24 protein-coding genes, 1 tRNA gene and 1 riboswitch are annotated in these 20,838 nt (G+C 69.1%); of the genes, 11 read left to right on the forward strand and 14 right to left on the reverse strand.

What is annotated here, in order from left to right:
• Nucleotides 1-87: 87 nt before the first annotated feature.
• The 6 genes from ABI214_RS09730 to ABI214_RS09755 form a co-directional block, all read right to left on the reverse strand.
• Nucleotides 88-1,248: a pyridoxal phosphate-dependent aminotransferase gene (locus tag ABI214_RS09730; protein WP_348609400.1), complete on the reverse strand. Its 1,161-nt coding sequence runs from the start codon at nucleotides 1,246-1,248 to the stop codon at nucleotides 88-90.
• Nucleotides 1,249-1,371: 123 nt separating this feature from the next.
• Entirely contained in the window at nucleotides 1,372-2,625 is a 1,254-nt protein-coding gene (gene purD, locus ABI214_RS09735) for a phosphoribosylamine--glycine ligase (RefSeq protein WP_348609403.1), read from the reverse strand.
• A gap of 52 nt (nucleotides 2,626-2,677) precedes the next feature.
• Nucleotides 2,678-2,920: a DUF2630 family protein gene (locus ABI214_RS09740; protein ID WP_348609406.1), complete on the reverse strand. Its 243-nt coding sequence runs from the start codon at nucleotides 2,918-2,920 to the stop codon at nucleotides 2,678-2,680.
• Between the two features lie 43 nt (nucleotides 2,921-2,963).
• Entirely contained in the window at nucleotides 2,964-5,096 is a 2,133-nt protein-coding gene (locus ABI214_RS09745; RefSeq protein WP_348609409.1) for a glycosyltransferase family 39 protein, read from the reverse strand.
• Complete coding sequence (locus ABI214_RS09750) at nucleotides 5,093-6,331, reverse strand: glycosyltransferase (RefSeq protein ID WP_408585869.1); 1,239 nt, start codon at nucleotides 6,329-6,331, stop codon at nucleotides 5,093-5,095. Before ABI214_RS09750 ends, ABI214_RS09745 begins: the two co-directional genes overlap by 4 nt.
• A 130-nt stretch (nucleotides 6,332-6,461) precedes the next feature.
• Entirely contained in the window at nucleotides 6,462-7,121 is a 660-nt protein-coding gene (locus tag ABI214_RS09755) for a YdcF family protein (protein WP_348609412.1), read from the reverse strand.
• A 174-nt stretch (nucleotides 7,122-7,295) separates the two neighbouring features.
• Here ABI214_RS09755 and ABI214_RS09760 point away from each other — a divergent pair, with 174 nt between their 5' ends.
• Entirely contained in the window at nucleotides 7,296-7,721 is a 426-nt protein-coding gene (locus ABI214_RS09760; RefSeq protein WP_348609415.1) for an HIT family protein, read from the forward strand.
• 6 nt (nucleotides 7,722-7,727) lie between these two features.
• On the opposite strand, the gene ABI214_RS09765 is transcribed toward ABI214_RS09760, so the two are convergent.
• The 4 genes from ABI214_RS09765 to ABI214_RS09780 form a co-directional block, all read right to left on the reverse strand.
• Nucleotides 7,728-9,122, reverse strand: coding sequence for a sensor histidine kinase (locus ABI214_RS09765; protein ID WP_348609418.1), 1,395 nt, complete (start codon nucleotides 9,120-9,122; stop codon nucleotides 7,728-7,730).
• 9 nt (nucleotides 9,123-9,131) lie between these two features.
• Entirely contained in the window at nucleotides 9,132-9,833 is a 702-nt protein-coding gene (locus ABI214_RS09770; protein ID WP_348609421.1) for a response regulator transcription factor, read from the reverse strand.
• A 146-nt stretch (nucleotides 9,834-9,979) separates the two neighbouring features.
• Nucleotides 9,980-10,117, reverse strand: a complete 138-nt coding sequence (locus ABI214_RS09775) for a hypothetical protein (protein WP_348609424.1) — start codon at nucleotides 10,115-10,117, stop codon at nucleotides 9,980-9,982.
• Between the two features lie 148 nt (nucleotides 10,118-10,265).
• Nucleotides 10,266-11,513: an NAD(P)/FAD-dependent oxidoreductase gene (locus ABI214_RS09780; protein ID WP_348609428.1), complete on the reverse strand. Its 1,248-nt coding sequence runs from the start codon at nucleotides 11,511-11,513 to the stop codon at nucleotides 10,266-10,268.
• A 191-nt stretch (nucleotides 11,514-11,704) separates the two neighbouring features.
• Here ABI214_RS09780 and ABI214_RS09785 point away from each other — a divergent pair, with 191 nt between their 5' ends.
• The 4 genes from ABI214_RS09785 to ABI214_RS09800 all read left to right on the forward strand — a co-directional run bounded on the left by ABI214_RS09785 (nucleotide 11,705) and on the right by ABI214_RS09800 (nucleotide 14,018).
• Entirely contained in the window at nucleotides 11,705-12,283 is a 579-nt protein-coding gene (locus ABI214_RS09785) for a TetR/AcrR family transcriptional regulator (protein ID WP_348609431.1), read from the forward strand.
• Between the two features lie 23 nt (nucleotides 12,284-12,306).
• A riboswitch (guanidine-III (ykkC-III) riboswitch) is annotated at nucleotides 12,307-12,367 on the forward strand.
• A gap of 15 nt (nucleotides 12,368-12,382) precedes the next feature.
• Nucleotides 12,383-12,697, forward strand: coding sequence for a DMT family transporter (locus ABI214_RS09790; RefSeq protein WP_348609433.1), 315 nt, complete (start codon nucleotides 12,383-12,385; stop codon nucleotides 12,695-12,697).
• A gap of 62 nt (nucleotides 12,698-12,759) precedes the next feature.
• A complete protein-coding gene (locus ABI214_RS09795) occupies nucleotides 12,760-13,596 on the forward strand; it encodes an ABC transporter (protein ID WP_348609435.1) in 837 nt (278 codons plus the stop codon).
• Nucleotides 13,597-13,886: 290 nt separating this feature from the next.
• Complete coding sequence (locus ABI214_RS09800; RefSeq protein ID WP_348609438.1) at nucleotides 13,887-14,018, forward strand: hypothetical protein; 132 nt, start codon at nucleotides 13,887-13,889, stop codon at nucleotides 14,016-14,018.
• Nucleotides 14,019-14,040: 22 nt separating this feature from the next.
• Here ABI214_RS09800 and ABI214_RS09805 read toward each other — a convergent pair whose 3' ends face one another.
• Nucleotides 14,041-14,637 (reverse strand): helix-turn-helix domain-containing protein, encoded by a 597-nt coding sequence (locus ABI214_RS09805; protein ID WP_348609440.1) that lies wholly within the window; start codon nucleotides 14,635-14,637, stop codon nucleotides 14,041-14,043.
• Nucleotides 14,638-14,727: 90 nt separating this feature from the next.
• Here ABI214_RS09805 and ABI214_RS09810 point away from each other — a divergent pair, with 90 nt between their 5' ends.
• From ABI214_RS09810 to ABI214_RS09825, 4 genes are all read left to right on the forward strand, one after another.
• Nucleotides 14,728-15,699, forward strand: coding sequence for an NAD(P)/FAD-dependent oxidoreductase (locus ABI214_RS09810; protein WP_348609443.1), 972 nt, complete (start codon nucleotides 14,728-14,730; stop codon nucleotides 15,697-15,699).
• Nucleotides 15,700-15,701: 2 nt separating this feature from the next.
• A complete protein-coding gene (locus ABI214_RS09815) occupies nucleotides 15,702-16,343 on the forward strand; it encodes a class I SAM-dependent methyltransferase (protein ID WP_348609446.1) in 642 nt (213 codons plus the stop codon).
• 158 nt (nucleotides 16,344-16,501) lie between these two features.
• Nucleotides 16,502-16,687, forward strand: a complete 186-nt coding sequence (locus ABI214_RS09820; protein WP_348609449.1) for an enoyl-CoA hydratase — start codon at nucleotides 16,502-16,504, stop codon at nucleotides 16,685-16,687.
• 91 nt (nucleotides 16,688-16,778) lie between these two features.
• Nucleotides 16,779-17,162 (forward strand): VOC family protein, encoded by a 384-nt coding sequence (locus tag ABI214_RS09825; protein ID WP_348609452.1) that lies wholly within the window; start codon nucleotides 16,779-16,781, stop codon nucleotides 17,160-17,162.
• 66 nt (nucleotides 17,163-17,228) lie between these two features.
• Here ABI214_RS09825 and ABI214_RS09830 read toward each other — a convergent pair.
• Nucleotides 17,229-17,300, reverse strand: a tRNA-Thr gene (locus ABI214_RS09830).
• An 83-nt stretch (nucleotides 17,301-17,383) separates the two neighbouring features.
• Between ABI214_RS09830 and ABI214_RS09835 the strand changes: the two genes are divergently transcribed.
• Nucleotides 17,384-17,764 carry a nuclear transport factor 2 family protein gene (locus ABI214_RS09835; RefSeq protein ID WP_348609455.1) on the forward strand — a complete coding sequence of 127 codons (381 nt, stop codon included), beginning with the start codon at nucleotides 17,384-17,386 and terminating at the stop codon, nucleotides 17,762-17,764.
• A 1-nt stretch (nucleotide 17,765) separates the two neighbouring features.
• Nucleotides 17,766-19,235, forward strand: a complete 1,470-nt coding sequence (locus ABI214_RS09840) for a threonine/serine ThrE exporter family protein (RefSeq protein ID WP_348609458.1) — start codon at nucleotides 17,766-17,768, stop codon at nucleotides 19,233-19,235.
• A gap of 15 nt (nucleotides 19,236-19,250) precedes the next feature.
• On the opposite strand, the gene ABI214_RS09845 is transcribed toward ABI214_RS09840, so the two are convergent.
• A complete protein-coding gene (locus tag ABI214_RS09845) occupies nucleotides 19,251-19,484 on the reverse strand; it encodes an MbtH family protein (RefSeq protein WP_127917713.1) in 234 nt (77 codons plus the stop codon).
• The gene (locus ABI214_RS09850; RefSeq protein WP_348609462.1) at nucleotides 19,481-20,818 is read right to left on the reverse strand and encodes a lysine N(6)-hydroxylase/L-ornithine N(5)-oxygenase family protein; all 1,338 of its coding nucleotides are present in this window, start codon (nucleotides 20,816-20,818) and stop codon (nucleotides 19,481-19,483) included. Before ABI214_RS09850 ends, ABI214_RS09845 begins: the two co-directional genes overlap by 4 nt.
• Nucleotides 20,819-20,838 lie beyond the last annotated feature (20 nt).

A 20,838-nucleotide genomic window follows, 5' to 3' on the forward strand; every position in this document is an offset into this window, starting at 1 on the left:
TCATCGTGCCAGCCGGACACCCCGTGCCAGGGCGGATTCGGCGAAGAGTGCGAAACCGCCCATGTCCGACGACCGACTAACGACCGACTAGCGGGGCAGCCATCCCTCCAGGCGGGTGAGGGCGTCCTGGATCTCCGCCGTCGATCCGGCGAACGACAGCCGCACGGTGTGGTCGCCGTGCGCGGTGTCGAAGTCGATGCCGGGCGCCAGCGCGAGCCCGGTGTCGGCGAGCAGGCGCGCGCACCACGACGTCGAGTCGTCGGTCAGGTGCGCGATGTCGGCGTACACGTAGAAGGCACCGTCGGCCGGCGCCAACTCGGTGAGCCCGAGCTTCGGCAGGCCCGTGAGCAGCAGCTCCCGGTTCACGGCGTACCGCTGGACGTGGCCGTCGAGCTCGGCGCGGGACTCGTCGCAGAACGCCGCGACGGCCGCGTACTGCGAGATCGCCGGCGGGCACACCGTCATGTTCGACGCGAGCCGCTGCAGCGCGCGGCGCAGGTACTCGGGCACGAGCATCCAGCCCATCCGCCAGCCGGTCATCGAGAAGTACTTCGACACCGAGCCGACGACGACGGCCGAGCGCGAGGTCTCCCACGCGCACGCCGTGACCTGCCCGCCGCCGAATTCGATGCCGTGGTAGATCTCGTCCGAGATCAGCAGGGTGTCGTGCTCCTCGCACCAGCGGGCCAGCGCGGCCAGTTCCACCGGGTCGATGACGGTGCCGGTGGGGTTCGCGGGGCTCGCGACGATCAGGCCCGCGGGCGGGGTGTCCATCGCCTCGAGCATCGCGACCGTCGGCTGGAACCGGGTCTCCGGTCCGCAGTCGATCTCGACGACGTTGCAGCCCAACGCCGTCAGCGTGTTCCGGTAGGCGGGGTAGCCGGGGCGCGCGACGACGACGGTGTCACCGGCGTCGAACGCGGCCAGGAACAGCAGCGTGAACGCGCCCGACGACCCGGTGGTGACGACCACCTCGTCGGCGTGGACGGAGATCCCGGACCGGGTGCTCTGATAGTCGGCGATGGCCTCGCGGAGCGGTTCGATCCCGAACGTCTCGGTGTAGCCGAGCAGGTGGTTGTCCAGCGATTCGCGGGCCGCGCGCAGCACGGGTCGCGGTGCCGGCGTGGACGGCTGACCGGCCGCGAGCGACAGCACGTCGCCGTGGGTGCGCTGCCGCTCGTTCGCGGCCTTCCACACATCCATGACGTGGAACGCGGGGATGGACGATCGCTGGGAGTCGGTACGCACGTCTCCGACGTTAGCGCGCAGAACAGCGCCGCCCGAATCCGGTGCCGGACCGTTGCCGCTCCGGAAACGACGACGCCGCGCCCCCGATCGGGAACGCGGCGTCGCGAAGAGTGGAGCGGCGGGTCAGATGGAGATTCGGCCCTCGACCGCGGCCAGGCCGATGTCGCTGCGGAAGTGTCCGCCCGGCAGCTTGACCTCGGCCAGCCGCGCGTACGCGTCCTCGCGGGCCTCCGTCAGGTCGGCGCCGACACCGACGACGCTCAGGACGCGGCCGCCGGCGGAGACGATGGTGCCGTCCTCGTGGGCCGCGGTGCCGGCGTGCAGGACGCCCTCGGCCTCGGAGCCGGTGATGACGTCACCGGTGCGCGGGGTGGCCGGGTAGTTCTCGGCGGCGAGGACGACGGTGACCGCGGCGCCATCGCGCCACTGCAGCGGCGGGACCGACGCGAGGGTGCCGGTCGCGGCGGCGTTCAGCACCTCGCCGAGCGGCGACTCGAGCAGCGCCAGAACGGCCTGCGTCTCGGGGTCACCGAAGCGGCAGTTGAACTCGACGACAGCCGGGCCGTCCTTACCCATCGCGAGACCCGCGTAGAGCAGACCCGTGAACGGGCAGCCCCGCTTCGCCATCTCGACCGCGACGGGCTTGACGACCTCGTCCACGATCTGCGTGACGGCCTCGGCCGGCAGCCACGGCAGCGGCGTGTAGGCGCCCATGCCACCGGTGTTGGGGCCGGTGTCGCCGTCGCCGACGCGCTTGTGGTCCTGCGCGGGCAGCAGCGGGACCACGGTCTCGCCGTCGACCAGGCAGAACAGCGAGACCTCGGGGCCGTCGAGGAACGACTCGAGCAGCACGGGGTGCCCGATCTCGAGGCACTCGGCGGCGTGGTCGCGCGCGGCGCTGCGGTCGGTGGTGACGACGACGCCCTTGCCGGCGGCGAGCCCGTCGTCCTTGACGACCCAGTTGGGGCCGAAGCGGTCGAGGGCCGCGTCCAGCTCGGCCGGGTTGTCGACGACCTCGCTGTGTGCGGTACGGACACCGGCGGCGGCCATGACGTCCTTGGCGAACGCCTTGGAGCCCTCGATGCGGGCGGCCTCGGCGGACGGACCGAAGCACGCGATCCCGGCCCCACGGACGGCGTCGGCGACGCCGAGCACCAGCGGAACCTCGGGGCCGATGACGACCAGGTCGGCGGCCTGCGACTGTGCGAGCGCGACGACGGCGTCACCGGACGCGACGTCGACCGCGTGGGTCTCGGCGATGCGGGCGATGCCGGCATTGCCGGGGGCACACATCAGCTTGTCGACGCCCGGGTCGCGGGCGAGGGCCAACAGAAGGGCATGTTCACGGGCTCCGGAGCCGATCACGAGTACGCGCACAGGTGTCAGCCTACGGCCCGGCCCGAGCCGTCTCGACCACGACCTCGGCCGCCTACTGCCGGTAGGACTCGACCTCGTCGACGGGCCGGGCCGCGGCCGTGTCGGCGTCCTCGCCGAACTCCTCCCGCGCCCGCCGCTGCCGCAGCAGATCCCAGCACTGGTCGAGACGTTCCTCGACGAGCGTCAGGCGGGCGCGGTCCTCGTCGCCGAGGCCGCCACCGGCCGCGCGGGCACGGAGTTCCTTCTCTTCGCGAACCAGTTCGTCGATGTGTTCGATGACGTCGTGATCGGTCATGTTGCCTCCTTTCCTGGAGGGTAGGCCCGTCCGCCCGGGTCCGTCACCGTTCCGCCGTCAGGTCGTAGATCGTGACCCCCTCGACCGTGGAAGACGTGAAGTTGGCCTGGACCCACTCTGAGATCTGCGACGCGGCGCCCTGGCCGCCTCCGCGGCCGCCACCCATGCCGCCCGCGATGAAGTAGTGGATCTTTCCGTCGGCCACGTACTGCTGGAACTGCTCGAGCGTGGGTGACGGGTCGCTGCCGTTGAACCCGCCGATCGGCATCACGGGACGCTCGGTCGCGAGCTGGTAGCCCGACGCGGTGTTGGAGCCGATCGCCGCGGCCACCCAGGTGAAGTCGTCCGCGTGGCTGCGCAGCAGCGCCGTCAGCTCGTCACCCGGGGTGCTGGCCGACAGCAGGCCACCGCTGCCCCCGAAGCCACCCGGCATTCCACCGGGCCCACCCTGCATCTCGAACGTGCCGGCTCCGCCGTTTGCACGGTCGCCCTGTCCGCGCGTGCCGTCGGCCGTCCCGGGGTTGCCGGGCATCCCGGCACCGTTGCCCGGCATCGGCATCCCGTCCTGCTGCTCCCACATACCCCGCATGCCGCCGGGCCCACCGTGACCCATGCCGCCCTGGACGCCCGGTCCGGCCGACGGGATGGACCCCGCGTGTCCGGTACCGATCGTGTCGGTCGCGTACGCCACCGGTCCGGCCAACGCGGTGAAGAGCGTCGCCACGATCACGACGACGGCGGCGCGTGCCCGCAGGACGGCCGGCACCAACATCGCGACCGCAGCCAGGGCGCCCACGACGATCACCGCCCACCGCAACCACGGCACGAAATCGGGGCTGCGGCCCAACAGCATCCACGCGGTCGTCGCGGTCACCACGATCGTCACGGCGGCGACGATCCGGACCCACAACAGCTCGCGACGGCGCCACAGCGTCACCGCGCCGGCACCGACGACCGCCGCGACCGCGGGCGCCAACGCCACCGTGTAGTACGAGTGGAAGATGCCGGCCATGAAGCTGAACACCAGACCGGTGACGAGCAGCCACGACCCGAACGCGATGAACGAGGCGCGGCGGACGTCGGACCGAGCGGCGCGCCCGCACAGCACGATTCCCGCGACCAGCAGGATCAGCGCCGTCGGCAGCAGCCACGCGATCTGACCGCCCTGCGCGGGCTCGAACAGCCGCGTGATGCCGGTGCTCCCCCACATGCCGCCGCCGGGACCGCCGCCACCGGGCATCCCGTCGCCACCGGGGAAGCCGCCCGGCGCGCCGCCGGGCATCGCGTCGGCAGCGGCGAACCCGCCGCGTGCGCCTCCGCCACCCGGCACGACGCTGCCGCGCTCGTTGCCACTCAATCGCCCGAAACCGTTGTAGCCCAGCGTCAGTTCGAGGATCGAATTGTTCTGCGATCCACCGATCCACGGCCGCGAGTCCGCCGGCCACAGCTCGACCGTGAGCAGCCACCATCCGGCGGAGACGACCAGCGCGCCCAGGGCAGCGAACAGTTGCAGGATCCGCTTGCCGAGCTTCGGTGGGCCGGCGATCAGATAGGTCAGCGCCAGCGGCGGCACCACCAGCATCACCTGGAGCTGCTTGGTGAGGAATCCGAGCCCGACGAAGGCGCCGGTCAGCACCAGCCACCGCGTGCGGCCGTCCTCGACGCCGCGCAACGTCGCCCACACCGCAGCGATCATCAACAACACCAGCAGTGCGTCCGGATTGTTGAACCGGAACATCAGCACCGCGACCGGTGTCAACGCCAGGACCAGGCCCGCGAGGAGTCCGGCGGCGGCACCGAAGTACCGGCGCACGGTCGCCCACAACAACGCGACGGACGCCACGCCGATCAGCACCTGCGGCACCAGGATGCTCCACGAATTGAGCCCGAACACCCGCACCGACAGCGCCATCACCCACAGCGATGCCGGCGGCTTGTCCACGGTGATCGAGTTGGCCGCGTCCGACGAGCCGAAGAAGAACGCCTTCCACGACACCGAGCCCGCCTGGACAGCGGCCGAGTAGAACGAGTTGGCCCACCCCGAGGCACTCAAGTTCCACAGGTACGCGACGGCGGTTCCGACGAGCAGCGCCGCCAGCGCCCAGTACTCGGCATTCCGTTTCGGGGCGGCAGCCGGCTGCGCCGCCTCCACCGGGCGATCCATGGTGACGCTCACCGCGTGACTCCTTCCGTGGCTCCGTGCCGGAACACCCAGCGCAGGCCGATGAAACGTGTAAGTGTGGCAACGAGATTCGCAATCACCAGAACCGCGAGCTCGAGATGCGGGGATGCACCGGGTGCGAACCGGTGCAGCGCCGCGAGCGATCCGCTCGTGACAGCCAGCCCGAATCCGAAGACGATCAGGCCCTGCAACTGGTGCCGGCCCGCGTCATGACGTCCGCGGACGCCGAAGGTGAACGCCCGGTTGGCCGCGGTGTTCGCGACCGCCGTGATCAGGAGTGCGACGGCATTGGCCCACTGCGCGCCGAGTGGGCCCTGGATCGCGAGGTAGAGCAATGCGTACGCGACCGTGCTGGCAACCCCGACGACGGCGAACCGCACGAGCTGCCCGAGCATCGCGGGGGACGATCCGGGGGCCAGGGCACCCCGACCGAGGCTCTCCCGCAGCGACGCGAGCGGTAGCGCACCCGTCGCCAGCGCGCGGCCCACTCGCGCCACGCCCTGGAGGTCGGCGAGAGCGGTCGCGACGATGTCCACCCGACTGTCGGGGTCGTCGACCCAGTCGACGGGCACCTCGTGGATGCGCATCCCGGCACGTTCGGCGAGCACCAGCAGTTCGGTGTCGAAGAACCAGCCGCCGTCCTCGACCAGGGGCAGCAGCGCCCGCGCCACGTCGGCGCGCACCGCCTTGAATCCGCACTGGGCGTCCGAGAAGTGCGCGTGCAGTGTGCCGCGCAGGATCAGGTTGTAACTGCGAGAGATGAACTCCCTCTTGGGGCCGCGCACGACCCGCGAGGAACGGGCCAGTCGGGAGCCGATTGCGACGTCCGAGTGCCCCGACAGCAGCGGTGCGACCAGCGGCATCAGCGCTTCGAGCCCGGTGGACAGGTCGACGTCCATGTAGACCAGGACCTGGGCGTCGGACCGCCCCCACGCCGCCCGCAGCGCCCGTCCCCGCCCCTTCTCGTCGAGGTGCAGAACGCGGACGTCGTCGAACTCGTCGGCGAGGGCCCGCGCGATGCCGAGGGTGTCGTCGGTGCTGGCGTTGTCCGCGATCGTGACCCGGGCGGTGTAGGGCACCTCGGCGGACAGGTAGGTCCGCAGCCGGCGCACGCATCCCTCGAGCGCCGACTGCTCGTTGTACACGGGTACGACGATGTCGAGGGCGGGGGCAATGGTCATCGCCTCGGGCCGCTGCAGGTCAACCGAGGACTGAGGTTCGGTCGTCATGCACCCCAGAATGTGGGGTCCGGCTCGGAGCCAGCTGCGGCCCGGCTGTGAGGTTCCTGTCAGAGCCGACCGCCGTCACCGGAAATGTCCGGTGACGGCGGAATGGTTCGGGGCGGCGTGCGTTTCGCGGTCAGTACGGCGCGACGACGCCCGCGATCGGGATGCGGCCGGCGACGGCGACGCGGAAGTCGACCATCGCTCGCTGCAGGTGGTCGGGGCTGGTCACGACGACGGCGCCGCTGGCACCGCGCTGCGCGAGGATGTCGTTCGTGTTCCGGGCGTTCTCGACCGTCGACCGCGACGTGTTCTCCTCGGTGATCCGGATCGGCGGGATTCCGTTGGCGACGAGCCACTGCCGCATCGCCTGCGCCTCGGTGACACCGGACTGGGGCACACCGCCGGTCACGATGATCGGGGAGACCGGAAACCGCTGCGCCAGTTGGAGAGCCGCCTGCAGCCGCGACACGAGCACCGGCCGCATCGTCCCGTCCGGGTACAGGCCGGCACCGAGCACCACGATGTTGGTGGTGAACGGGGTGAAGGCCAGCATCACCGGAACCTGCGTGGTGAGCGTCTCCTGCCGGGTGCAGTTCAGGATCTGGTCCCGATCCGGACTCTGGCATCCGCCGACCACGGACAGCGCGCCGTTGACCAGGGTGGTCGGCGACAGTGCATCGACGATGTCGAGCGAGGATTCGGCGCCGGCCTGGCCGGGAATCGCCAATCCGACTGCGGCGGCGGCAAGGACGGCCGAAAAGAGGATCCGTCGGGGTGACGGGAACACGGACATACAACTCCCCCTCGAGTAACGGTCCCCCGACCGAATGCTGCGATAGTCAATCAGTGTGGACTACCGAGCGTGATCTCGCCGTCCGTTCCGTGATATTCCGTGGTCACGACGCTGCCACCGCCCGCGAGCGCGGGCGGAGTACCGGCCACCGTCGGTGGCACCTATCCTCGCGGTATGCCTTCAGTGTTCAGCGCCATCATCGCCGGAGACCTGCCCGGACGTTTCGTGTGGGAGGACGAGGACGTCGTCGCGTTCCTCACCATCGCCCCCGTGACCCAGGGTCACACGCTCGTCGTCCCCCGCAAGGAGGTCGACCAGTGGCAGGACGTCGACGATGAACTGTTCGACAAGTGCACCACCGTCTCGCGCGAAATCGCCAAGGCCGTCCGCAAGGCATTCGATGCGCCCCGCGCCGGCTTCCTGATCGCCGGCCTCGAGGTGCCGCACCTGCACATGCACGTGTTCCCCGCGTACACCATGGGCAACTTCGACATCAGCGGCGCCGACCCGAACCCCTCGGCCGAGTCCCTGGACGAGGCCGCGGTCAAGATCAAGGCGGCGCTGCGCGAACTCGGCAACGGCGAGTTCGTTCCCGCCTGACCGACCTCACCCCCGCGGCAGTCGCACCCGGAAGGTTGCCCCCTTACCGGGTGCGCTGTCGACGGCCACGGTGCCACCGTGCGCCGCCACGATCGCCGCGACGATCGAGAGGCCCAGTCCGCTGCCGCCGCTCGCCCGGGTCCGGGATTCGTCGGCGCGATAGAACCGTTCGAACACCCGCGTCGCATCCGCCTCGTTCAGCCCCGGTCCGGTATCGGCCACCTCGAGCACCGCGTCCTCGCCCCCTGTCCCCACCCGCACCGTCACCGATGCAGCAGAAGGGGTGTGTTCGAGCGCGTTCCCGATCAGGTTGCCGACCACCTGACGCAGCCGGGCGTTGTCGCCCAGTACTTCCGCGGGACCCGAATCGGGCAGGAACTCCAACGTGATTCGACGCTGCGGCGCGATGGCCCGCGCGTCGTGAACGGCATCGGCGGCCACCGTGAGCAGGTCCACCGGGTGCCGCTCGAAGGGACGCTGGGCGTCCATGCGAGCGAGCATCAGCAGGTCCTCGACCAGCAGACCCATGCGGGTGGCCTGGTCCTCGATGCGGCTCATCACCATCTCGGTGTCCGTCGACGCGCCTTGCCGATAGAGTTCGGCGAAGCCGCGGATCGTCGCCAGCGGGGTGCGGAGTTCGTGGCTGGCGTCGGCGACGAACCGACGCATCCGTTCCTCCGACCGGCGCGCCGATTCCTCCGACGCGGCCGTGGCGGCGAACGCCGACTGGATCTGTGCGAGCATGCCGTTCAGCGCCGACGACAACCTGCCCACCTCGGTCCGATCATCCCGTTCGGGCACTCGCCGGTGCAGATCGCCGGCCGCGATCCCGGCCGCGGTCTCCTCGACCTCGCGCAGTGGCCGCAGGCTGCGGCGCACCACGAAATGGGCCCCGAATCCGAGGACCACGAGGACCACCGCGCCGATCCCGACCTGCAGCACGACGAGGCGGTCCACAGTCTCGTCGATATCGGTGAGTTTCATCGCCACCGTCGTCGTGCCCGCCGGGCTGATCACCGACATCTCGCGCCATCGGATGCCACCACCACCGGCCGAACCCACCGTGACCGGACCCGGATCGTCTACCAGTACCGGTGTGGCATTGGTGCTTTCGTCGTTCACTTCCATCCGGACCGAGCCGTCGGGGGCGGTGGTCCGGACGAAGAACGGGCTGGGGGGACGGTTCGGCCCGGGCTCGGCCAGCGGCGGTCCCACCCGCGGATCCCGCGGCTTCGCCCACCCGTGGGCGGCGTCGAACAGTTGCCGATCCGTCCGGTCCAGCAGCGAGCGCTCCATCGCCGAGGTCACCGCGATACCGGACGCCAGCAGACCGGCCGCGGCCAGCAGGAGGAGCGCGGTGACGAGCGTGATCCGCAACGGCAGTGCGCGCAGGCGCCTCATCGTCGCCGCCTACCGGGGTTCACGCATCACGTAGCCCACACCCCGCAACGTGTGGATCAGGCGCGGCTCGGTGGTGTCGATCTTGCGTCGCAGGTACGAGACGTACGACTCGACCACACCGACCTCGCCGCCGAAGTCGTAGTTCCACACGTGATCGAGGATCCGCGGCTTGCTCAGCACGGTGCCGGCGTTCACCATGAAATACCGCAACAGCGTGAACTCGGTGGGCGACAACGGCACCAGCTGGCCCGCCTTCCACACCTCACGGGTGTCGTCGTCCAGTTCGATGTCCGCGAAGCTGACTCGGGACGACTGCTTGTCCGGGTCACCGTGACCGGCCCGGCGCAGGATCACCCGCAGCCGCGCGACCACCTCTTCGAGACTGAAGGGTTTGGTGACGTAGTCGTCGGCCCCGATCGTCAGTCCGGTCACCTTGTCCTCCAAGGCATCCCGTGCCGTGAGGAACAGGACCGGGGCATCGACGCCGTCGGCGCGCAGACGCCGCAACATTCCGAAGCCGTCCATACCGGGCATCATGACGTCGAGGATGAGGGCATCCGGCCGGAACGTCCGCGCCCGGTCGAGCCCCTCGGCGCCGTTCGTCGCGGTCGCCACCTCGAAGCCCTGGAAGCGGAGGCTGACCGACAGCAGTTCGACGAGTGTCGGCTCGTCGTCGACGATCAGCACCCGGGCCTGCGGCGTTTCGTTCACCTCACCAGAATCTCCCGCCCAACTGTATTCGGGCTGGGCGTTCGCTGGGAAGTTCCTGTGAATGCCCCACCTGCACCACGGAGGTGCCGCCGCCGGACGCCGACCGGCGGAGGCACCTCCGGGCTCGCACCCTGTGCGTGACCAGGTCAGCTGAGCGCGGCGCCCCCGGCGAAGAACGCGGCGAGCCCGACCGCCGCGCCGAGGCCGCCGAGAATGCCGGCGGCACCGCCGACGATCGTGGCGATGTTGCCCATCAACTGCAGATCCGAAGCTGTCGAACCCATTGGTTTCCTCCTGTTCGTCCGCACGACGGTTCGTGCGGAGTGGTGTGCTCCCGCCGGTCGACGGTGAGCGTGTCTCGCCGCGACTCCGCATGACGGCACGCGCGGACGAGCACGAATCGGTCAGCAGGCCACGGCTGCAGAAGGCGGGTCAGGCGGTCGCGACCGAGCGCAGCGGAGGTGAGACCTCCGATTCCGCCCAGCGGGCCTGGAAGGCCGCGTGCGGAATGCCGTCGGTCCACACTCCGTCGATCGCGAGTCCTGCAGCGAGCCTCCCGATTTCGTCGGCAGCCATCGCGCCGCGCTCCCCCTCGATCGCCACGATCGTGTGCTCGTCGACCCGATCGATGTAGGGCAGCGCCGTCGGGGTCTCGCACACCATGCAGGGCCGGGTGTGCGCGGGACCGAGGGCCTTTCCGGGAAGGAGTTCGGTCAGCAGGTCGAGCGACTCGCGGATGTCCTCGTGCCGGCCGCCGGTGCGAACCCAACGGGTGATCGCCTCAGCGGAGTCGAGTGGGTTGTCGAGCAGACTGCGGCCGGAACACTTGAGATACCACCGGCCGTCCGGGTACTGCAGAGGCGACATGATGATCCCGCCGTAGACCACCTGGTCACCGGAGGTCTTCATGTACATCATCGCCGGAATGTCGAACTCGGCCGGATCGGACACCTCGACGAGGACCACCGTCGCGCCGTAAGTGCGCATGTCCAGCGGCCGCGGGAGGAGTCCGCCGACGTTGGTCGCGGCGCCCGTCGCGACGACAACCTTTCCGGCACGCCATGTTTCACCCGAGCGGGAGGTGACTCTCACCCCTCGACGAGAGCGCTCCACACTGTCGACCACGTCACGGATCAACACTGCGCCGCGCGAGACGGCCGCGGCCAGTTCCGCTCGCACCAGCGCGCGCGGATTCACGATGAAGGCGTCCCGTTGCACTATGCCGATGTGACCGGGAGCGAACCGCAGCTCGGGATACTCCCGCCGCAGTTCCTCGTCGCTCAATTGCTGCACCGCGACGTTGAGGTCGGCCGCGTTCCCGGCGAGCACCGCCCGGTCGAACCAGTCGGCGACCTCGCCGCCCTCCGAGCCGTCGGGCATGACCGTGAGCGAGTGCCGCGACATGGCGAACTCCACTCCGGTGCGTCTCTGCAGGTCAGGGAATCGACGGATCGACCTCATCGTCAGCATCGACGTCATCAGCGGGACCTCGAGGACGTGCGCCAGCCGCCCCTGGTCGTAGTACCCGGCCCACACTCCGTCGTGGTCCGCGAACCCCGACGGCTCGTCCGGTCCCACGACGAGCACCGACGCGCCGCGCTCACTCAGATGCCGTGCGGTGGCCGCGCCGATGGGTCCCGCCCCGACGACGATGACGTCGAAATAGCCTTCACCCTGCATGAATTCTCCTCGTTGGCTGCCCCGGGACAGAACTCGGCCCCCGGAAGGCTCGATCGCGATGCCGCCGCGACCACCTGGCTCTGGGAGGCTGGACCGGCGCGTTCGGCGGCGTGTGACGGAAATCATTCATCGCCCTTGCCGCTAAGTCAACAGTATGTGTCGTTAAGAGTTGGTCGGGAGAGGAGACGACGTTGAACGACAAGCCCGAGCGGGTTCGGACGGGTGGCCGGAGCGAGAAAGTTCGCGTGGCCGTCGGCGAGGCGTGTCTGGGATTCCTCGCCGAGGGGCGCCTGGACTTCACCACCGTCGAGGTCGCCGCCCGCGCCGGCGTCAGCCGCAAGACGATCTACCGCTGGTGGCCGACGCACAACGACCTGCTCGTCGAGGCGCTGTCGATGCACGTCCGCCAGGTCGCCCCACCGGACACGGGCGCGTGGGAATCCGACGTCCGCGCCTTCGCCGAGCAGATCGCCGAATACGCCGCCAGCCCGGTCGAAGTCGCATCGGCCGCACTCATGGCGAGCCACCGCTACCCCGACTTCAACGAGCTCGTGCTCGAGCGGTACCGGCCCGTTCTCGACGCATGGCAACAGATGGTGCAGCGCGCGATCGACCGGGGCGAGGCCAACTCGGACCACACACCGGAGGCCGTGGTGAACACACTGTCCGCGCCTCTGTTCATGGCGCCGATGATGCTCGGTCGCCGAGCCTCCGCCGAGGAGGTGGAGCAGGTCGTCGGGATGGTGCTCTCTGCCACACGGCCGTCCTAGCCGCGCAGATTTCGGTACCGTGGTACCAGTCAATTGACATCCGGACGAGCACACCGTACCCGGCCAGCGACAAGACGGTGTTTGGAGAGTTGAAACACCATGGCTTGGATCGTGCTCGTGATCTCCGGCGTCCTGGAAGCGGTGTGGGCCACCGCCCTCGGCAAGTCGGAAGGCTTCACTCGACTCGGACCGTCGATCGTGTTCGGCGTCGGCATCGTGCTCAGCATGGCCGGCCTCGCCTACGCGATGCGGACCCTTCCGATCGGCACGTCGTACGCGGTGTGGGTCGGCATCGGCGCGGCCCTGACCGTCAGCTACGCGATGATCACCGGCACCGAGAGCGCATCGCTCGTGAAGATCCTGCTGATCCTCGGCATCGTCGGCTGCGTGATCGGGCTGAAGGCCCTGCACTGACCGCTCCCGCACCATGGACCGAACGTCCCGTTTGACTGTGTGGCGGGGGTTACAGTAAACGGATGAATCTGGTGTCAGCGATCACGTTTCCGGTCCGGGCCGGGCTCGCCATCGCGGATTCGGCGCTCGAGATTGCCGGGACCGCGCTCGCGACGACGCGAATGGCGCTGGCCAGCCCGACGGTGACCGGCGTGAGCGCCGCGACCCTCGCCAACCCACGCGGACCGCTGCAACTGGTCCAGCAGATCGCGGCACTCGCGTCCGACGAACGCCCGCTCGGCCAGGCGCTGCGCCCCGGCGGACCGCTCGATCGGCTGCTGGCACCGGGCGGCGTCGTCGACCGTCTCACCTCCGACGGGGGCACCCTCGAGCGCCTGTTCGAGCCCGGCGGCCCTCTCGAACGGGTGCTCGCTCCGGGCGGCCCGCTGGATCGGGTGCTGGCCGAGGACGGGCCGCTGGACCGAATCCTGTCGGAGGACGGACCGCTGGAACGACTCCTCGCACCGGGCGGGCTGCTCGATCGCCTCACCGCCGAGGACGGGCCGCTCGAGCGACTCACTGCCGAAGACGGGGCCGTCGAGCGACTGACGAAGAAGGACGGGATCGTCGACAAGGCGCTCGCCGAGGACGGCATCCTCGAGACGCTTCTCGCGGAGGACGGCGCGTTCGAGCGGCTCATCGCGGAGGGCGGCCCGCTCGATCAGATCGTGGCCCTGTCCGAGACGCTGACGGCGCTGGCGCCGAACCTGCAACGGATGAGCGCGAGCATCGACCTGCTGCAGGAGACCGTCGGCATCCTCAGCGCGGCGGTGGGACCGCTCGGCGACCTGGCGGGGCGTCTCCCCGGACGCTGGCTCAAGGGCGGCCGTGGTGGCGATCTGTCCCTCGGCCCCGCCTGACCGACGCGAGCTGTGTCCCACAACGGGATACGTCTCGACGTCGTGTTCCGCACCCGCGGCAAGGGACTTCGGTCCCGATGAAACCGGGAATTCGTAACGAATACACCAGCGTTCGGCGACGTTGATTCCGTTTGTATAACCACTTTCGGGAGACGCTTCCCAAGTTCCTTCGCGTCGCTAGCCTTGCCAATGGCGCGGTTGGTCCGTCCCGGACGCCGCACCGCCGGTTACATCGGTGTCGACGACGCCGGACGGCAACGGACGTACCTGGAAGGCACGGAAGAAGTCGAATGAACCACATCTCGAACAACCGTCAGACCACCGCGAACGGCCTCCGCACCGGAGCGATCAGCACCGAGGAGATCAAGTCCCGTATCGCAGCGATGTTCGGAGACGCCCCCGCCGCTTCCCAGGACAAGTGAGGCTCCGCCTCCCCCCTTCGACTCACTCCCCCGTCTCGTCCCCGGCCGGACGCGCGCGGATGTGCGCGCGCTCGCCCTGGCGGCCGAAGAGCCCGAGGAACTCGACTGGTTCGGTGCCGGCGGCACCGAACCAGTGCGGAACCCGGGTGTCGAACTCGGCGGCCTCGCCCGGTTGCAGCACGAGATCGCGGTCGCCGAGAACCAATCGCAGGCGTCCGTTGAGCACGTACAGCCACTCGTAGCCTTCGTGCACGCGCAGGTCGGGCTCCCGCTCCCCCTTCCCACCCGGAATCACGTGTTTGTACGCCTGGATCCCGCCGGGCCGACGCGTCAGCGGCACGATCGTCCGGTCGCCGCGCCGGATCGGCTGCATGTGGATACGCGGATCCCCTGTCGGCGGAGCCCCGACCAGTTCGTCGAGCGGCACGCCGTACGCCCTGGCCAGCGGCAGCAGCAGTTCCAGGTTCGGCTTGCGCTGGCCCGATTCGAGCCGCGAGAGCGTGCTCACCGAGATCCCGGTGTCGGTGGACAGGTCCGCCAGCGTCACGCCCCGCTGCTGTCGCAGCGCCCGTAGCCGCGGACCGACCGCGTCGAGGATCCGATCCATGTCGTCGTCCATGACGACAGCTTGCCACTTCGGCAAAATTGCTTGCTCGAATTCGACGACGGTCGGCATGGTGGTGGCCGAACGAGAAAAGGGGAGTCATCGATGAGTGATCAGCTGCTGGACGACTACGACGTGGTGGTGATCGGCGGGGGCGCCGCCGGACTGGAGGGCGCGCTGATGCTGGCCCGCGCGCGCCGGACGGTCCTGGTGGTCGACGCCGGCGACCCGCGCAACGCACCGGCGGCCGGGGTGCACGGATTCCTGTCGCGCGACGGCCTGCCGCCCACCGAGTTGACCGCGATCGGGCGCGACGAGGTCCGCCGCTACGGCGGCCGAGTCGTCCCGGGCACCGTCACCGACGCCCGCCGAACCGACGGCGGTTTCACGGTGACGATCTCCGGTGACCGGCGGGTGCGCGCCCGGCGGCTCCTCGTGACCACCGGCCTCGTCGACGAACTGCCCGACGTTCCCGGGATCCGGGAACGCTGGGGACGCGATGTCCTGCACTGCCCGTACTGCCACGGCTGGGAGATCGGCGACCAACCGGTCGGCGTGCTCGCCACCGGACCGATGTCGGTGCACCAGGCACTGATGTTCCGGCAGTGGACCGACGACGTCGTGCTGTTCCGGCACACCGGACCCGAGCCGAGCACCGAGGAGCGCGAACAGCTCGAGGCGCGCGGCATCCGCGTCGTCGACGGCGTCGTGGATTCGCTGGTGATCGATGGCGACCACCTCACCGGTGTCCGGCTCGCGGACGGCACGGTCGTCGCGCGTCGAGCGCTGGTGGTGGCGCCGCGCTTCGTGGCCCGCGTCGACGCCCTCACCTCGCTGGGTCTCGAGACCGAGCTCGAGCCGATGTCCGGCGGACAGTTCGTACCGTCCGATTGGTCCGGACTGACGAAGGTGCCCGGGGTGTGGGCCGCGGGCAACGTCACCGACATCAAGGCGCAGGTACTGGGAGCCGCCGCGGGTGCCGCGCTGGCCGCCACCGCGCTCAACAACGATCTCATCGCCGAGGACACGAACCGTGCCGTCGCCGAACTTCGGGCACGGCAGCAGAAGGGAGCCTGAGAATGACCGACATGACCGAGGTGTTCGACGAGGATTTCTGGAACGAGCGCTACCGCTCGAGCCACCGCCTGTGGAGCGGGAACCCGAATCCCAATCTGGTGAACGAGGTTTCGGGCCTCGCCCCGGCGACGGCACTGGATGTCGGCTGCGGTGAGGGCGCCGACGCCATCTGGCTCGCCCGGCGCGGCGCGGCGGTGACAGCCATCGATCTGTCCACCGTTGCGATCGAACGCGCCGCCGGTCACGCGGCCGACGCCGGCAGCGACATCGCCGAGCGGATCACGTGGCAGCAGGCGGACCTGCTCGAGTGGACTCCGGACAACAGGACGGGGTACGACCTTGTGACCTCGCAGTACGTACACCTGCCGACCGGCCCGCGCGAGCTGCTGTACCAGCGCCTCGCAGAGCTGGTCGCACCCGGCGGCACTCTGCTGATCGTCGGCCACCACCCGTCGGACCTGGATACCAGCATCCCGCGCCCGCCCCGGCCGGAACTGTTCTTCACCCCGGAAGATGTTGTGGCGCTGCTCGATCCGCAGGAATGGACGGTCGACACCGCGACCGCGACGTCGCGGACCGTCACCCACGGCGACCACGAGGTCACCATCCACGACTCGGTCGTGCGGGCGCACCGAGCGGGCTGATCGAGGCTCGGCGCGGCCGCGTCGCCCACGGGGTCGGCGCGGCCGCGGCTCAAAACAGGTAGCGGACGGGAGTGGAACAGGTAGTTCTGACGGTGCACACGGGCACCCGGGCGCGGCAACCTGGAGTAGGTCGGTTCGAAACCGGAGGAGAACTACTCATGATGCGACGCGGACGTAAGACGCTGATCGCACTCGACAGCGGCGACTGGTGCTTCGGCAGGGTCGTCGGACGACGCCGGGGCGGGTCCGGGATCCGCGTTCAGCTACTGAAGAACGACGCGGGCGAGAAGTACCCCACTTTCACAATCGCCGACGCGAAATCGGGGGACGGCTTCGCCCTGTGAACGAATACACCGGTGGCGAACTGACGCAATTCACCGTTTGTTCGGTGAGGAAATCGGCTTTCGATTGCAATGCGGCTAGTAGCGTCCAGGGATGGCCGTTGGACATTTGGGTTCGATAACAATGGACTGCGCGGATCCGCCCGCGCTCGCCCGCTTCTGGTGCGACATCCTGGGCGGCAGGATCACCAACTCCAACGAGAAGTTCGTGAGCATGGAGGCCCCCGACGCGATGCTGACGATGATCCGCGTGCCGGAATACCGGGCACCGTCCTGGCCGGACAACGCCGTGCCGACGCAGATCCATCTCGACCTCGTCGTCGACGACCTCGATGCCGCCGAGACCGAGGCGGTGCGGCTCGGAGCGCGCATCGCCCCGGAGCAATACGCCCCCGACAAGTGCCGGGTGCTGCTCGACCCCGCAGGCCATCCTTTCTGCGTCTGCCGTCCGCCCGGAGGGCGAAGACTGGGAGCGTGACGTGAAGTCGCGCGCAGAAGACAAAGGACCCTCGTCGGCGTAATGCCGGCGAGGGTCCTTCTTCGGAGCCCCCTGTCAGGATTGAACTGACGACCGCTCGCTTACAAGGCGAGTGCTCTACCACTGAGCTAAGGAGGCAGTCGAGCGCGCTCATCATATCCATACCCGATGGTGGTGCGCGTAACCGTGCCGCGACCGCCCGTTTTGGTTAGCGTTGTCCCATGCGCATCTCGGAGATCGCCACGATTCTCGCGTGGCATGACGCCCTCAACTCGTCCGACATCGACACGCTCCTCGCGGTCTCGAGCGACGACATCGAACTGGGAGGTTCGGAAGGTGCCGCGCAGGGCCTGACCGCGCTGCGGGAATGGGCCGATTCAGCGGGACTTACACTGGTCCCCGGCCGGATGTTCATGCACGACGGAGTCGTCGTCGTCGAGGAGCAGGCCACCTGGGCGGCCAAGCCGGGCGAGTCGAAGACCGTTGGCACCGCCTTCCGCGTCGTGAACGACCAGGTGACCGCTGTCTTCCGGCACGACACGCTCGAATCGGCACTGGAGGCCACCGATCTCACCGAGAAGGATCTCGTCACCGACATCTGACGTGCGCAGGTTCGCGGCGTCGATCGGAAGTCTCGTCAAGGACCGTCGGGCGACGGTCGACACGGTCACAGCGGCTCCCACACCGCTGCAGCCGATCGACCTCACCGACGACGCCCGCGTTGCCGAGGTACTCGACCTCGCGGTGCGTATCGGGGACCTGCTGCTGGCGTCGGGCACCTCCGCGGTCGACACCGCCACGCAGGTCCGCTTCGTCGCCGCGACGTACGGCCTGGCACAGTGCGACGTCGACGTCACCTACAACTCGATCGTGCTCTCCGCGCACCGCGGGCCTCTGATCCCGCCGGCGAGCACGATGCGGATCGTGCACTACCGGTCGATGGACTTCACCCGCCTCGCGGCCGCCGACCGCCTCACCCGGCGGATCCGGCTCGAGGCGATCACCCCGGCGCAGGCACACGCCGCCCTCGATGCCATCGTCTCCGCGCCGCACCCCTACAACCGCTGGATCGCGACGCTCGGCTGGGCCGGCGTGGCCGCCGCGGTCGCCGTGCTGCTCGGCGCCGGCCCGTTCATCACGATCGTCGCGTTCCTCACCACCGTGGTGATCGACCGCGTCAATCGGGTCCTCAACCGGTTCGGGCTGCCCTACTTCTTCCAGCAGATGATGGGCGGGCTGATCGCGGCCACTCCGGCGATGGCGCTGTACGCGGTCCGGGATCACCTGGGGGTGGAGGTCAGACCATCGCTGATCATCGCGGCCGGGGTGGTGGTGCTGCTGTCCGGCCTGTCGTTGGTCGGTTCGGTGCAGGACGCCATCACCGGCGCGCCGATCACGGCTTCGGCCCGGTTCTTCGAAGTCGTGATGATGACCGGCGGCATCATCGCCGGTGTCGCGCTGTCCCTGCGGGTCGCGAGCGCGCTCGGCGCGGACCTGCCGCTCATCAGCAACGTCCCGCCCCCCGACATCACCCAACTTCCTGTGAAGGTGATCGCGGGCGCGTTGACGTCGATGTTCTTCGCACTCGCGTGCTACGCCGAGCGGCGGGCGCTGACGGCCGCCGGTCTGGGCGGCGCCGCGGGCCTGCTCTTCTTCGTGCTCGCGCAGAGCATGGGCATCGGCCCGGTGATCTCGTCGGCGATCGCGGCGACCGTGGTCGGTTTCGCGGGCGGTCTCATGGCACGACGGGCGCTGACCCCGCCACTCGTCGTGGCGGTGGCGGGCATCACGCCGCTGCTGCCGGGTCTGTCCTTGTATCGCGGTCTGTACGCGATGTTGAACGACGAGGTGATCGTCGGCCTGACCGCGCTGCTGGGCGCGTTCGGTGTCGGGTGCGCGCTGGCGGCGGGCGTCACGCTCGGCGAATGGGGCGCTCGGACGTTGCGGCGCCCGCCACGGCGCCGCAATGCGACATTGCGCCGAAACACGACGCTGCGCCGCCCGCGATTCGGGCGACGCAGCGTGACGATGAGCAATTCCGTGTCCGACTCCGTGACTCGGAACGTCACGTAGTCGGAACCGGACGGATTACTTCTCGGCGTTCTTCTGGTCCTGCTCCATGGCCTCACGCAAGCTCTTCGGCCGCATGTCGGTCCAGTTCTTCTCGACGTATTCGACGCACGCCTGACGCGAATCCTCGCCGAAGACGATCCTCCAGCCCTGGGGGACCTCGGAGAACGTGGGCCACAGGGAATGCTGGTCTTCGTCGTTGACCAGCACGTAGAAGCGGCCGTCTTCGTCGTCGAACGGATTGGTGCTCATCTGACCTCGCTTGTTGCGTACGGGTTGGCTGCGTTCAGCCTAGCAAGGCGTCCGCTGATATCTCGATGAGCGAGAATCGAATTGAGTATCTCTCCCGCGCGCACTGCAACATTGGACAGCAATGACGCCGTCAAGCCGTGTGTTTTCTCCGTTCCGCCCTGCAGGTAGATGCCCCCGGTGACGTCCGGTCCGGCGTCGAGGCGGTAATCGCGGCCGACGCCGCGATCTAGCCCCACGCCGGGAAACGACTCGCCGAACAGCGAGTCGAGCGGGGTCGCCGAGAACCCGGTGGCCAACACCAGCGCGTCGCACACGAGCGTGTCGGTGAGGCCGTCGAGGGTGCTGTGCACCGACACCTCGATGCCGTCGGCGTCCTCGCGCACCGCACTGACCTCGGACGCACGTCGCATGAACAGCCTCTGCTCGCCGCGCACCCGCTCCTGGTACTCGGCGGCGTACAGCGCGTTGATCAGTTCGATGTCGACCACCGAGTAGTTGGTGCCGCGGTGCAGCTCGAGCAGGCGTTCACGCTCCGCCGTGGACGCGGCGTGCAGTTCGTCCACGGTGCCCGGATCGAAGATCCGGTTCGCGTACGGGCTGTCGTCGGCCGGGCTGAACCCGAACCGGGAGAACACGCTGTGAACCTCGGCCTCGGGATAGTTGCCGTGCAGGTACTGCACCACCTCTGCCGCGCTCTGGCCGGCGCCGAGGACGACGAATCGCTGATGCACCGGCTCCGGCAACTCCGCGATGTGGAACAGGAACTGGTGGTTGTGGAAACACCGGGCCGACGGCGTCGCCCACTCCGGCAGCCGTTCCCGCAATCCCGCACCCACCACGACATTTCGGGCCCGGACGACGGTGCCGTCCGAGAGCGAGAGCGCGAACCTGTCCACCGCTCCCCCGTCGTCGATCCCCTCGACCACGGCGACGGTGGTGCCGTACCGGACGTCGGCGGCGACGCGCCCGGCCGCCCACTGCAGATAGTCCTGGAACTCCACCCGCGTGGGAAAGAACGTCTGGTGGTTCACGAAGTCGACGAGCCGTCCGCGATCGTGCAGATACGAGAAGAAGCTGTACCCGCTGCGCGGGTTGCGGAACGTGACGAGATCCTTGGGGAACGCAATCTGCATGGTCGCGCCGTCGAGGAGCATGCCGCGATGCCAGCCGAACTCGTCCTGCTTCTCGAAGAAGCACGCGGTGATCCGCTCGTCGGGGTGGCACTCCGCGTTGTGCTCCTCGATCGCGATCGCGAGTGCGAGGTTAGACGGACCGAACCCGATCCCGACCACGTCGAGCGTTTCGTCACCGTCGGCTCGTTGACTGTCAGTCATCGCTCATGTCCGTCCTCGTA

This window comes from Prescottella soli (assembly GCF_040024445.1).
Classification (GTDB): Bacteria; Actinomycetota; Actinomycetes; order Mycobacteriales; family Mycobacteriaceae; genus Prescottella; species Prescottella soli.

Coding starts and splice junctions, on each gene's coding strand:
- ABI214_RS09740 (WP_348609406.1), bottom strand. CDS start 2,920: ATGACCGATCACGACGTCATCGAACACATCGACGAACTGGTTCGCGAA.
- ABI214_RS09750 (WP_408585869.1), bottom strand. CDS start 6,331: ATGACGACCGAACCTCAGTCCTCGGTTGACCTGCAGCGGCCCGAGGCG.
- ABI214_RS09755 (WP_348609412.1), bottom strand. CDS start 7,121: ATGTCCGTGTTCCCGTCACCCCGACGGATCCTCTTTTCGGCCGTCCTT.
- ABI214_RS09760 (WP_348609415.1), top strand. CDS start 7,296: ATGCCTTCAGTGTTCAGCGCCATCATCGCCGGAGACCTGCCCGGACGT.
- ABI214_RS09765 (WP_348609418.1), bottom strand. CDS start 9,122: ATGAGGCGCCTGCGCGCACTGCCGTTGCGGATCACGCTCGTCACCGCG.
- ABI214_RS09775 (WP_348609424.1), bottom strand. CDS start 10,117: ATGGGTTCGACAGCTTCGGATCTGCAGTTGATGGGCAACATCGCCACG.
- ABI214_RS09780 (WP_348609428.1), bottom strand. CDS start 11,513: ATGCAGGGTGAAGGCTATTTCGACGTCATCGTCGTCGGGGCGGGACCC.
- ABI214_RS09790 (WP_348609433.1), top strand. CDS start 12,383: ATGGCTTGGATCGTGCTCGTGATCTCCGGCGTCCTGGAAGCGGTGTGG.
- ABI214_RS09795 (WP_348609435.1), top strand. CDS start 12,760: ATGAATCTGGTGTCAGCGATCACGTTTCCGGTCCGGGCCGGGCTCGCC.
- ABI214_RS09800 (WP_348609438.1), top strand. CDS start 13,887: ATGAACCACATCTCGAACAACCGTCAGACCACCGCGAACGGCCTCCGC.
- ABI214_RS09805 (WP_348609440.1), bottom strand. CDS start 14,637: ATGGACGACGACATGGATCGGATCCTCGACGCGGTCGGTCCGCGGCTA.
- ABI214_RS09810 (WP_348609443.1), top strand. CDS start 14,728: ATGAGTGATCAGCTGCTGGACGACTACGACGTGGTGGTGATCGGCGGG.
- ABI214_RS09815 (WP_348609446.1), top strand. CDS start 15,702: ATGACCGACATGACCGAGGTGTTCGACGAGGATTTCTGGAACGAGCGC.
- ABI214_RS09820 (WP_348609449.1), top strand. CDS start 16,502: ATGATGCGACGCGGACGTAAGACGCTGATCGCACTCGACAGCGGCGAC.
- ABI214_RS09825 (WP_348609452.1), top strand. CDS start 16,779: ATGGCCGTTGGACATTTGGGTTCGATAACAATGGACTGCGCGGATCCG.
- ABI214_RS09835 (WP_348609455.1), top strand. CDS start 17,384: ATGCGCATCTCGGAGATCGCCACGATTCTCGCGTGGCATGACGCCCTC.
- ABI214_RS09845 (WP_127917713.1), bottom strand. CDS start 19,484: ATGAGCACCAATCCGTTCGACGACGAAGACGGCCGCTTCTACGTGCTG.
- ABI214_RS09850 (WP_348609462.1), bottom strand. CDS start 20,818: ATGACTGACAGTCAACGAGCCGACGGTGACGAAACGCTCGACGTGGTC.